Origin of the sequence: Blautia sp. 1001283B150304_161114_C9 (genome assembly GCF_015668165.1) — a bacterium.
Taxonomy (GTDB): Bacteria; Bacillota; Clostridia; order Lachnospirales; family Lachnospiraceae; genus Blautia_A; species Blautia_A wexlerae.
In genome coordinates, this window is the sequence record NZ_JADPGO010000005.1 from 110,303 (window position 1) to 123,866 (window position 13,564).

Annotated in this window: 8 protein-coding genes; 3 read left to right on the forward strand and 5 right to left on the reverse strand. The window is 36.7% G+C overall.

The window, feature by feature from the left end:
- Together I4V44_RS04250 and I4V44_RS04255 are read right to left on the reverse strand one after the other, a co-directional pair.
- Positions 1-1,485 (reverse strand): recombinase family protein (locus tag I4V44_RS04250; protein WP_271743601.1); only part of this gene is annotated, 1,485 nt, incomplete at its 3' end.
- Positions 1,478-4,450, reverse strand: coding sequence for a TOTE conflict system archaeo-eukaryotic primase domain-containing protein (locus tag I4V44_RS04255; protein ID WP_196002382.1), 2,973 nt, complete (start codon positions 4,448-4,450; stop codon positions 1,478-1,480). The genes I4V44_RS04255 and I4V44_RS04250, both read right to left, overlap by 8 nt.
- Before the next feature lie 168 nt (positions 4,451-4,618).
- Between I4V44_RS04255 and I4V44_RS04260 the strand changes: the two genes are divergently transcribed.
- Together I4V44_RS04260 and I4V44_RS04265 are read left to right on the forward strand one after the other, a co-directional pair.
- Positions 4,619-4,810 carry a hypothetical protein gene (locus tag I4V44_RS04260; protein ID WP_055059878.1) on the forward strand — a complete coding sequence of 64 codons (192 nt, stop codon included), beginning with the start codon at positions 4,619-4,621 and terminating at the stop codon, positions 4,808-4,810.
- Between the two features lie 320 nt (positions 4,811-5,130).
- A complete protein-coding gene (locus tag I4V44_RS04265; protein WP_243280203.1) occupies positions 5,131-5,910 on the forward strand; it encodes a transposase in 780 nt (259 codons plus the stop codon).
- Between the two features lie 935 nt (positions 5,911-6,845).
- Here the strand turns inward: I4V44_RS04265 and I4V44_RS04270 are convergent.
- The 3 genes from I4V44_RS04270 to I4V44_RS04280 all read right to left on the reverse strand — a co-directional run bounded on the left by I4V44_RS04270 (position 6,846) and on the right by I4V44_RS04280 (position 12,509).
- Positions 6,846-7,787: an Abi family protein gene (locus tag I4V44_RS04270; RefSeq protein ID WP_196002383.1), complete on the reverse strand. Its 942-nt coding sequence runs from the start codon at positions 7,785-7,787 to the stop codon at positions 6,846-6,848.
- 457 nt (positions 7,788-8,244) lie between these two features.
- Positions 8,245-10,587 (reverse strand): DUF262 domain-containing protein, encoded by a 2,343-nt coding sequence (locus tag I4V44_RS04275; protein WP_196002384.1) that lies wholly within the window; start codon positions 10,585-10,587, stop codon positions 8,245-8,247.
- Positions 10,588-10,823: 236 nt separating this feature from the next.
- Positions 10,824-12,509 carry a recombinase family protein gene (locus I4V44_RS04280; protein WP_196002385.1) on the reverse strand — a complete coding sequence of 562 codons (1,686 nt, stop codon included), beginning with the start codon at positions 12,507-12,509 and terminating at the stop codon, positions 10,824-10,826.
- Positions 12,510-12,797: 288 nt separating this feature from the next.
- Here I4V44_RS04280 and cptIN point away from each other — a divergent pair, with 288 nt between their 5' ends.
- Entirely contained in the window at positions 12,798-13,286 is a 489-nt protein-coding gene (gene cptIN, locus I4V44_RS04285) for a type III toxin-antitoxin system CptIN family toxin (RefSeq protein ID WP_118587004.1), read from the forward strand.
- Positions 13,287-13,564 lie beyond the last annotated feature (278 nt).

Here is a 13,564-nt window from a genome sequence, read left to right on the forward strand (position 1 = left end):
GTCGGTGAACTTATCATATAGTTTATCAAAATATAAAAGAAATTGATAGACGTTTTCTTCTGATATTTTCTGTTGCCGGATATTCAGCAGACGATTCTTGACTTCTTCTATACTGTTCTCCACGCCTTCAATCTCATCATACAGACGATATAAGCGTGTCTCCATATCCTGATATTTCTTTTCATAAAATTTATCCATGATGCCCAGACTATCCATCTGCTGTCCAAGCCTTGCTTTTGCTCCGGTCAGTTGTCTGTGCTGTTTTTCCAGTCCTTCAATCTCTTTTTCTATTTCTTCTGTATCTATTCTTGAACCGATTTTATTCAGAATTGCTTCTTCAAATTTCGGATTCTTCACCAGCTTCCGAATAACTTCTTCCACTGCATTGTTAATCTTCTCTTCGCTCCATTGTTTACGATATCCACATTTATGACCATCTACCAGGCGACGATGTTTACACGCATAATAGAAATAATCCTTATATAAGGTTCCGTCTTTCTTTTTCTTTCGATTCACGTTCCCATACATACCGCTTCCACATAACGGGCATCTCAATATTCCAGATAAGATATGCTCATGATCGAGACTATGTGTCTTTTCATATTTCACACCCGTTTTTTCCCGTTTTTGATGCGCCAGCTCCCAGTCTGTTTCTGAAATAATCCCTTCATGGATACCATCCTGCAGCATATAATTTTCCTTTTTTACAATGCGATATTCATTTCTTGTTCCTGAAACTTTCTCGTTCTTCCTTCGTCCATAAGCCAGCTTTCCACAGTATACCGGATTATCCAGAACGCCTTTTATAAATGATGCGGCAAATGCGTCCAGTGTATTATTCTGTCGTTTTTTCTTTTTATATCCATGCTGGTTCAGCCATGCGGCAATCGCAGAGATTCCCATATTGGTATGAATAAATTTGTCATAGATCAGACGAATAATCTCTGCTTCGTCCTCTGCAATCTGCAATTCTCCATTTACTAATTCATAACCATACGGAGCAAATCCACCATTCCATTTTCCTTCCCTGGCTTTCTGCTTACGTCCTTCCATTGTCTGAACAAGGATATTCTCTCGTTCGATCTCTGCCACCGCAGACAGAACAGAAATCATCAGCTTTCCACTATCTTTTGAGCTGTCAATTCCATCTTCTACACAGATCAGATTCACTCCAAAATCCTGCATCCTCTGCAAAGAGTTTAATACATCTGCCGCATTACGACCGAATCTGGAAAGTTTGAACACCAGTACAAACTGAACCTCATCTGTTCCATTCTCAATATTATCCAACATTCTTTGGAATTCCGGTCTGCCCTCTACGCTCTTTCCAGACTTACCTTCATCGGAATACTCATTTACGATTTCCATGTTCTGAAATTCCGCATATCTCTTGAGTTTTTCTTTCTGAGCATCCAGACTGTAGCCATCTACCTGCATGGTTGTGGATACTCTGGTATATATATCGCATTTAATCTTCTTATTCACATTTTCTCCTCTCCTCAGAACATCCCAAAGCAATTTCCAACAATTCCGTTGCAACTTGTGAATTTCTGATACGCATTAAGTTATCCCAGACATCAGCTTTTCCAAGTAGATTCATCCCACCATGCCATACTATTTCATCATCAATAACAGCAAAACATTCTTCTACTTCTGTTCTTGTTATCACATTTATTCCTACCAATTGCATTGTTCTGATTAATTCATAACATACATCTGACTTTCCGTAAGTAATATCTTCCGGATCTGTTGTAATAACTGTGACCTTTACCCCTACTTCCTGTCTCTTCTTGACTAGTAATAAAAATCTGTCAATTTTATCCTGTCTGATATCCGGACTGGAAATTACCACCATTTTTTCTGACTCTACAATATCTTGCTCGAATTTTTCAGTATAATTTACAGAATCAAATATTGCATTTATTATTTGTTTAGGTTGCAACTCTTGCGTCCAGATTGAAAATCCCATCTTCCTGTATGTTCTCAATCTTTTTGCATACATTTTATCAAAATAACGCACATGCGAATCGATATAATCATACACATAAACGGCTTCTTTTCCGACATAATCTCTGTTTAATCTACCTACATACTGTTCCAGGCGTCCTTCAAAAGATACAGGTGCTGCAAGCATTAATACATCCAGTCTTGGAAAATCAAACCCTTCTCCTATTTTCTGACCAGTTGCCACCAAAATAAGCGATTCATTTTCAGGTATCTGCTTTAATTTTACTCTTATTTCAGCATTTTCCTTATCCGAATTATCCCCATACAGAAGGAATACATGATCTGCTTTTTCCTTTAAGGCATCATGTAAAAATTTTGCATGTTCCTTAAATCTTGTCAAAATTACAGGAGTTTGTTTTCTTGCAACACAAGTTATAACATCATCTATGATCATTTCATTGCGCACCTTACTGGTACTTATCAAATTATATGCTTTATTAATATTATCCTTGCTTTCTGCAGTATCAACTACTCTTGTGTATCTTGGGACAAAATAATGTCCAATCCCCTGTTCCTTAGCCCTCTCCAACGCAGTAAATCTATGTCTCAAAGGTCCCAGCAGCATATAGATAATCCGATCAAGACTGTCGCCACGTTTAGGCGTAGCAGAAACACCATACACGTATTTTGCATTTATTTTCTGCAATAATTCCATAGATGTATTAGAAGCTGCGTGATGACATTCATCCATAATTACCATTCCGTAAGAATTAATTCGTTCATTAAATTTTCCTCTGCTGTACATCGAACCAACCATTGCAACATCTATGATCCCCGTCAATGTATTTTTATTTCCGTGCAAAACGCCTATCACACTATTCCTTTTTTTCTTTCTTCCTGTTTTTGTTTCATATTCCGGTGGTTCTTCTCTTATCTCTAAAAAATGATTCAATTCATCAACCCACTGATTAAGCAAATCTTTACTTTGCAGCAAAATGAGCGTATTTACTTTTCGCTCTGCAATAAGGTAACTACATACTACTGTTTTTCCAAATGCAGTTGCCGCACTCAGAACCCCATCTGAATGTGATAATAATTTTTCTGCTGCTAATTCCTGTTGCATTCGCAAATCACCTTTAAAAGATACTCTGATAGGTTGTCCTGTTTCTCTTTGATCTGAAACATCAACTGAAATGCCTGCTTTTTCACATTCCTGTATAATATTTTCCCGCAGTCCTCTCGGAATCTGTATATATCCATCTATATCCTTACCTAAATATACAGCACTAAAATTATAATAATTAGAATATCCCAGCCTTTTATTTTTGTAAAATTCCGGATTATCAAATGCCGCCAAACTACGAATCTGATTTTGTATTCTTGGCATAAGATTCAGAGTATCTATATAAACTCCATTTCCTAATACCATGTGCAGCTTGCCGACAATATCTGAATTACAAAACTCGCATTTCTTCTTCCATGGTTTCGGTCTGACATTCTTCTCAATATTAGTAAGCAATCCTCTGACTTCTGCTAATTCTCTCTGCCATTTTGCCATGCATTGTTCAATATCTTCTATTCCCAGCTTTCTTGTTTTATTAAAAAGAGCATCCCATTGATCAGGATATGCATTCCAATTTTCATCTACAAAAGCACTATTTCCATTTTTAAGCGCCTGCCCCTGTAATGGCAATGCAATCAAATTACCTATGCTGCTTGCCACATCCTGCGAAGGATACATTCTATCATAATAATGAAACGATTTCAGATTGATGGAAGTTGAACCCTTATCTAACAGGAGAAATCCAAAATTCCTTGCTGTTGCCGCAGGTATTGCCTTTTTAAAGAAAATCCATACATGGGCACCTTTTCCAGATCGAGATCTCTCAACTAAAGGTCTGATACCATTAAGCTCACACATTTTTCTAAGTGCTTCTACTTCTTTATGCCACTCATTATCCGTATTTGCAAAGTCCGTAACCTCTGCTCCTTTTTCGTGATTATCAAAATCAAATACAATAAATCTGCATGTACCATTTGGTAATAAAGGATATACACCTATTACATCTGATCCATCTTCTTTTGTGCCTAACAAATGAGCAATTATTTTTTTTACATCCAAACTAATCCATTTGGTATTTTCACATTCATCACAAGTTACCTTCTCTTTACGTTGTTTAGGACAAAGCCGGTCATTCCAACGATTTGCACATTGTGGAAAATAGCCCCCGTTCTTTCCCCGTCTGGCATATACATCTTCTCTTCCCCAAAACATCGAAAAGAAACGTATTGCCATTTTCTCTGTAATATACGGTGGATTTACAATACGATTCCCTTGATCCAGGTCATATTCTTCTGCACTTTCTATTTTTTCTTCAAAAGGATTCACCTCTTCATATGAAATGCCTGCTTTCTTCAATTTATCTTTTAATATCTTGTTCTCATATTCAAGCAACCTAACCATCTTTCTCAATGAATCTGCATCATATGCTTCTATGTTCAAACCTTCCACCTACAATTCTTATTATCTCGTAACATAACTTCCGTTCAATGTCCCAACTTTATTTTAGTATTTGTTCCAACTATTTTCAATACTTATTTTTCTTATTGACGCACTTCTCTGTCAATCGTATAATTAATACACAAAAAAACGAAAAGAGGAGGTGTTCGTATGGCTACTTCAAGTATTACTCATAATTTTGTCATATCCAATCCAAATAGCGTAAAACATTTTATCGCAGCGATTGATGAAGCTGACCGTGACCGCACACCAAAGCAGACACTTCCCGGACGTCAGTTGACAAACCCACAAGAAATCTTAGCTTTAATGTCAAAGAGGAAAAAACAAACTCTTAAATATTAAAATTCTTCAATAAAAAATCCTCTAAAACAATCAATGTCATTAACTTAAAAGCAGAAGATATTTATTCCTAAAAGGATTAGATATCTTCTGCTTTTTTTGATATGCTTATATTGTAAAAAGAAGCCATGAACCTGCTCAAAAAAAGGATGTGATTATACATGAAACATTCTCAGAAACGTACATTCATGGATATAGAAAAAATGAGTTCTGATGAATTTAAGGCATTTTGCCGATTAGGTAATAAAAATCATTTTACCAGAATCCGAAAAATGCCTCTTCAGGATCTTCTTTTCACAATGATAAACAGAAAGGGGCTGACGTTGGCATTGGAACTGAGAAATTATATGAAACTTGCTCATCCTGGTGTGTCTATTTCAAAACCAGGATATCTGAAACAGCGTATGAAACTTAATCCAGATGCTTTTTTGGAATTGTATAAATATCATAACCGTAACTTTTATGCAGATTCCACCTTTTCAACTTACAAAAATCATTTAATATTAGCTGCTGACGGCTCAGATATTAATATTCCTACCACTACTGAAACACTGAAACTGTATGGTTCTGCAAGCCGAAAAAACACAAAACCCCAAGCACAAATAGGATTAGGCTGTATTTATGATGTAATGAATCGTATGATACTGGAAAGTGACTGTAATAAGGTGAAATTTGATGAAATGCGCCTGGCCGAAAAACAGATGGAACGAATACCGGAAACAATAGGTAACATTCCCTATATTATTATCATGGACAGAGGCTATCCTTCTACGCCAGCGTTTATACATATGATGGATAAGGATTTTAAGTTTATCGTACGTTTAAAAAGCAGTGATTACAAAAAAGAGCAAAGCAGTTTAACAGAAAATGATCAGCTGGTTAAAATAAAACTTGATAAATCAAGAATCAGACATTACGAGGGGACGCCGGATGGAGAACGTATGAAAGAACTGGGTGAAATTTCATTGCGTATGGTAAAGATCCTATTAGAAAATGGAAATCTGGAAGTTTTAGCTACAAATCTTTCACAAACGGAATTTCATACAGAAGAAATAAAAGAATTATATCATATGAGGTGGGGAATTATGCAGATATCGGCATAATTCCCCATATGCCGATATTTTAGAAATGCCGATAAATTTTCTATAAGATTCCATGCCTGACCCAATGTCAGGCACGAGTAATGAACTATCGGCATTTATTTCAATCCACAAAGTCGCTTGATAGTATCTTCGTCATTGGCATACTTGAACATCATATCATCCTTAAAGATGGAACTGTCACTATCGCTAAGTTTATACCGTGTTTTCATCATCAACATCGCTTATCTCATAGATTGTCTTATACTCATCAAAAGAAATACTATAATAATGACTGATTACGTCTCTATAGTGAGAAATGCCGATATATTTACAAAGTCTTATAAATCCAATATTTCAGAAAGTCAAAAATCGGCATTTCTAAAATATCGGCATATGGGGAATAGAGACTGCGTATGAAACACTAAAGAATCGGTTGCAGTTAGAAAATTTTACAGGTACAAAACCTATTCTGTTATTACAAGATATATACAGCACCATATATCTGAGCAATTTAGTCGAAGATATCATATTAGACGCAGAGCGTGAACTGGATCAGAAGGAAACAAACATAAAATGATGATCAATCAGACAGTTAGTATTGGAATCTTAAAAAACGATCTGATTTATATACTTCTTGAAACGGATGATCAAAAGAAAAATATATTATTTCAGCAAATATATGAAGACATCAGTAAGAATCTGGTTCCTATTCGTCCTGATCAATCGGCATTATACCAGAACGAAAGGGCGGTTAGCAGGGAAATATTCAAATACTCATAAAAGAGCATACTAATCTAGAAAATACGAGTACAAAGAGAAGGGGATAAGTATGCCCATATAAAAAAACAAAAAGCAGGAATCATAGTTTTATAAATACTTACGATTTCTGCTTTTTGCTAAAGTTAATGACATTGCTAAAACAATAGGTATTTCACTATCTCTTAGAGGATATTTCTTTACTTTAAATGATATTTGGTAATACTTTTCCAGTTTTCCGAGAAACCCATTTTATTCAATAATTCAACTTCGCTTATATGCTCTACCTCTCTGTTTACTCGGTCAATCTCCTTTATGAGCTTTCTTTTAAATTCCAGAAAATCTTTTCCCGGTAATAGATATCTAAAAGCAATCACCACAGCAAACAAATCTTGTTTTCCTTTTTCGTACTGATTACCGCTCTGTGGTAATGAAAGTTTTTTATGAAGCGGTGTATCCGCAATAGCATCTACTGTTCTGTATGTAAACAGTCGTTCCCCATGGGCACATACATTCCTATATTTCGTGAGAACAGATAGAAACTGCTCCATCTGATGCTGATTCAAAGGTTCAAAGTTTTTTGATACTTTTGATTTTAAAGATTGAGGAAATACTCGGAACATTTTTGATAAGTTTCCAAACGTAAGTACATTTGCCAAAACCCATAATGGAATTTCACCATATGTCTTGCGGTAATAGTTGATATATGTATAATCTGTGGTCGTTGTTGCCCGTTTCAAGGTCGCTATCAACTTTACGATTGTTGCATGATTTCTTTTTGTATTATTATAATTATTAGCATCCAGGTACTGCTTCTGCTCTGCTCCATACATTTCAGTAAAATAGTATGACATCAAAGAACGCATCTGTCGCTCAATCTGCAGTAAATATTTAAAGAACAACTCTCTAAGCTCTGCATCAAACTTATACAGACTGACTATTTCTTCAAAACTTGTTCCTACTTTATATTTCTTTGTATTCGATATTCTAAAAAGATGTTTATATCCTCCCATAAGAGGAAAATATCCTATTTGACGTAACATCTCTTCCGCATATTCTCTGTCTTTTATTTTTATTCCCTTTTCATCACTGATCCAAGAAACCTGGTCACTAAAACAAGAGAATTTTTTCGGTGTCTGCATCTCATTTCTCCTTAAAACAAAAGAGGGAGAGACCCGCAGGCTCTCCCCCGCCTGTAGGCTTCTCAAGTTTCTACAGAACGATCACTGAGCTTAGTATACGTCATTTTAAATGTCCTGTCAATATGCCAAAACATTCTTAGCCATACCCGCTCAGAAGTATTCTATGCTGTTTTTTTCCAAATTATCATCCATTTTCATCAACTTTTGAAATTTATCTGATTGAAAGCACATAAAAAAGTGACAGTCTGATTTACATTTTGTATTTCAGAAAACTGCCACTTCTATTTCTTCCTCCAACTCTCGGAGGACTTCTTCGCCGTACTTATCAATCATCCGTACCAGAAAATCAATGCACCGCTCAAATTCAATATTCTGTTGCATAAGCTCCTCCCGTTATTGTTTTGATTTGAGCTTATTTTACAGAACCTGCTGGAAAACCACATCCCCTTTATAACCACTATACAATATATTTATCTATTTCTATCTCTTCAATATTGGGACGCGATAACATCCACGTCATTTTTCCGTTTACTTCTCTGAAGAACACTATGTGCCAGTGTGAAATACTGCCATCTTCATCACAAGAAGCATTCATGCGATTCAATTTTTCTTCAATTATCGTAACAGGCAATACTACCATTGTGTTTTCGTCTTTACAGCCATACACCACAAATTTTTCTTCACAGTCAGACAGTTCATCAAAAGGATTCTTTCTGTACGCAAACCAATACTTCTCCCGTTTACCCTGTGTATACATTTTAGAGGTTGTAACCACATAGCCTCTTTTTCCATCAGTGGATTTATAACTGCTGCGACCAACTTTCACTAAATCGGTATTCAATATTTTCGCCAGTCGTACTATGCATTTATCTGCAAAACGTACTTGTTTACTCGGCTTTTCATCAAATTTTTGAGCAACAACTACCTTTTGTACCACTTCCATTTCCTGCGATTCGATTTCTTCATATTTGATTCCCAAAGAATCGCACAAAAGATGCTTCAGCTTGTCAAATCTCTTCGTACAATAATCAGTGTAATATTCTCGAAGGACTGCAAAATCTTCCGGCTTTTCATACGGCATATCCATCCACTCAAGATCATCACTTTCAGTGAAACTATACTTAGCCTCGACTTCTGTAAGATTGATGTGCTGCAAGTATTTTTTATCCTGATAAAAGTTTTTTGCGCCTTTACTTCGATTCACATATTCCGGCAAATAACAAAGGTTGGCAATGCAACTGATTGGAAGCCCCTCACCATTACAAGCCTCTATCAACTTTCTCATCTGCTCTTTCGGTGCAATATGTTCTACATCAAAACGCTCAATAGACAGCTGATCCATAGCCGTAAAAGTTTTCAAATAAATGCAGTTCAGAATGACATATTCTTCACTTCTCGGATTAGCGATATTCTTCTTCTCAGCACGAAGCATTGAACGTTCAAAGAAGCCATCCATAGCTACCATCCATGCACGGCTTGGAATTTCCATCATGTAGCGATTAGGCTTAGCTGCGCTGTGTATTTTTCCAGTACCGCCCTCAGACCAATAATTCGTGATGATATCATACACATAATACTGGACAAGGTTTCTGGCAATCTTTTGTTTGCGTACCAACCAAGTATCCGAAAAACGGGTATAATCCGTTCCTTCATACATCTCCTTGAATGTAGTGGAAATCATTGAAAGTATTTGATACTTGGAATGGAATATTTTGTTTGCGTTTCGAGAATTACCCTTGAACTTTGTAATAACAAGAATAGAATCCCGAACAAACTCGATTGCTCTATATAAAGCGTTTTCAAAGGCATTTACATCCAAAACATATAGATTCTGGTATAAAGTCTTTATTCTATCCGTATCATTAAGGCAGGCATTCACCAGTTCAAACGCTAATGGATTTACAGTATCTTCCGCAAGATTTTTATTGAAGGCAAGAATATCGTATTTTTCTACCAGGTGCTTGCTCAAGCCAAAGAGATATTCAAAGGCATTCACAGTCTTTTGAGTACGCATTTCCTCGCGATTGTATCCATGAATCTTAAAATCATCCTCCTCAAAGGTATCATACTTGCGTATCACATGTTCTATGATTTCTGAATTCTTAATATCGAATTTCTGCTTAACAGGCCATGCGGCGGCATATACCTCATATTGGTCGAGCGGAGTGCCTTGCGAATTGATTCTATCAAAGATTTCGGGCAGATTATTTTCGTCTCCTGTATATACGATAACTGGAATAATAGTACTAGCAATTCTGTCGTATAAATCCTGGCGTTCCTCAAAAAACAATTTGATTACCTCAATAAGCTGTTCAATTGGTTCAAATCCAGCCGAAAACTCATCAGTAATCTGTTTTGCCACAGAAAAATACTGGAGATTTTTAAAAGTTTTCTGAGATTTGATAAAGGCAGTCAAGATTCCGCGTATTTTCGCATACAATTCCTTCTCGTTGGATTGATGAACCAATTTTAATACACTGGAACAAAACTCATCCGAAATGCTGTCATCATAAAAGAACTCTGTCGGATTTGTCATGTATTTCTTGATGCTATTACCACGTTGCAATCCATCGACCAGGATATATGTACGCTTATTATCTTCATATGTTTCATAGAACAGCATTGTACCCACAGGGTAGCCCTTAATCAAAGAATCGATGAACTTCTGTTCCTGAGTCTTCTTCCAACGTTTTCCTCTTTGGAACATAGGTACAACAATTCGTTTATTATCTTTATGCATATCCTGCAAAGCACTTGATAAATCCTGTAGACTCCAATTTTCACAAGTGCATCCCGCCATTTCGTATCCCTTCTTTCGTGCTTTTCCTTCATTACAACAGTTAATCTGTATCTTCCATCCCGCCATCAAAAACAACTAATTTGTATCCTAGACCTACTGAAAGCGAATCTGTATTCTCAACCCATCTATTTAACAACGATTGATTGGTTTCCTACATTGAATATCCGCTCCCCCATTCATTCTGCAGTTGCTTGCCTGGATAGTAGAGCTCCCTTTATTTCTGGGCATTTTGCCCTTTATTTACTTACTCTTGACATCAAGACAACAGTCTCAATGGTACTTTCGTTGTCCCAACAAAGCGCATCTGTTTCTCTGTCTTTAAAATACATCGGAAAACGGAACTTTATGTGCTTCAGGAATCTGCCATCCGGCTGCTCCTGCTCATAAATGTCCACCTGTTCTACAAAGCTGTTAAGAAATTCTTTCTTCTCCAAGTCGGTGAACTTATCATATAGTTTATCAAAATATAAAAGAAATTGATAGACGTTTTCTTCTGATATTTTCTGTTGCCGGATATTCAGCAGGCGATTCTTGACTTCTTCTATACTGTTCTCCACGCCTTCAATCTCATCATACAGACGATATAAGCGTGTCTCCATATCCTGATATTTCTTTTCATAAAATTTATCCATGATGCCCAGACTATCCATCTGCTGTCCAAGCCTTGCTTTTGCTCCGGTCAGTTGTCTGTGCTGTTTTTCCAGTCCTTCAATCTCTTTTTCTATTTCTTCTGTATCTATTCTTGAACCGATTTTATTCAGAATTGCTTCTTCAAATTTCGGATTCTTCACCAGCTTCCGAATAACTTCTTCCACTGCATTGTTAATCTTCTCTTCGCTCCATTGTTTACGATATCCACATTTATGACCATCTACCAGGCGACGATGTTTACACGCATAATAGAAATAATCCTTATATAAGGTTCCGTCTTTCTTTTTCTTTCGATTCACGTTCCCATACATACCGCTTCCACATAACGGGCATCTCAATATTCCAGATAAGATATGCTCATGATCGAGACTATGTGTCTTTTCATATTTCACACCCGTTTTTTCCCGTTTTTGATGCGCCAGCTCCCAGTCTGTTTCTGAAATAATCCCTTCATGGATACCATCATGCAGCATATAATTTTCCTGTTTTACAATGCGATATTCATTTCTTGTTCCTGAAACTTTCTCGTTCTTCCTTCGTCCATAAGCCAGCTTTCCACAGTATACCGGATTATCCAGAACGCCTCTTATAAATGATGCGGCAAATGCGTCCAGTGTATTATTCTGTCGTTTTTTCTTTTTATATCCATGCTGGTTCAGCCATGCGGCAATCGCAGAGATTCCCATATTGGTATGAATAAATTTGTCATAGATCAGACGAATAATCTCTGCTTCGTCCTCTGCAATCTGCAATTCTCCATTTACTAATTCATAACCATACGGAGCAAATCCACCATTCCATTTTCCTTCCCTGGCTTTCTGCTTACGTCCTTCCATTGTCTGAACAAGGATATTCTCTCGTTCGATCTCTGCCACCGCAGACAGAACAGAAATCATCAGCTTTCCACTATCTTTTGAGCTGTCAATTCCATCTTCTACACAGATCAGATTCACTCCAAAATCCTGCATCCTCTGCAAAGAGTTTAATACATCTGCCGCATTACGACCGAATCTGGAAAGTTTGAACACCAGTACAAACTGAACCTCATCTGTTCCATTCTCAATATTATCCAACATTCTCTGAAATTCCGGTCTGCCCTCTACGCTCTTTCCAGATTTACCTTCATCGGAATACTCATTTACGATTTCCATATTCTGAAATTCTGCATATCTCTTGAGTTTTTCTTTCTGAGCATCCAGACTGTAGCCATCCACCTGCATGGTTGTGGATACTCTGGTATATATATCGCATTTAATCTTTTTATTCTTCATAATCTTCCTCGCAATACAACTCTGTTTTATTGTCCCAACTTCATTTTAGTACTTGTTCCAACTATTTTCAATACTTCTTTTTATTTTTTATTGACATATTTTCGTTACAACCATATAATAATGATAGAGACAGGATTTCTGTCATCGAAAATATTGTTCGCCCACCGTTGGCGGCTTATAAGTGATCGGCTCGAAAATACTGTTCGCTCACCGGAAGCGTCTAATAAATGTCCGGCTCGAAAATTTCGGCCCTGCCGCATGGCAGGGCTTTTTTTATAGGTGATGAACATGATATATCAAGAAGGGTACGTTTACCATATTAAAGATGAATACTTTGAAAAAGTACGGGATTCCAACTTAATGCAGAACAAAGAAGGTGGTACATACCGTCCTACTTTTTACTGTCTGCGTGACAATAAAACTTCTCTGTTATGGATGGTTCCACTCAGTTCTCGTGTAGAAAAGTTTAAAGCAATACACGATAAACAGGTGGCTAAATACGGAAAGTGCCTAACGATTGTTTTAGGTGAATTTGATGGAAAAGAAGCTGCTTTTCTTCTCCAGAATATGTTTCCAATCAGAGATTACTATCTTGACCATATACATACTCGAAATAATAATCCGGTTCCTGTTAAGCATTCCATTCACAAGGAAGTAACAACACGTATGAAAAAAATTCGTCAACTTCATTCCAGAGGCAAAAAAGTTGTATTTCCAGATATTGACCGACTTGAGCAAATTATGCTTGCAGAAGTAAAAGATAACACAGCCGAATAATTTCTCAAAAAAGCGACAGTCTGATTTACATTTTGTATTTCAGAAAACTGCCGCTTCTTTTTCTTGTTTATTCTGTTTTTCTTCCTCCAACTCCCGGAGGACTTCTTCGCCGTACGTATCAATCATCCGTACCAGAAAATCAATGCACCGCTCAAATTCAATATTCTGTTACATAAGCTCCTCCCGTTATTGTTTGTTCTGAGCTTATTTTACAGAACCTGCCTGAAAACCACATTGAATAGAAATTGATTGTAAATTGACACAATCACTTTAAAAAT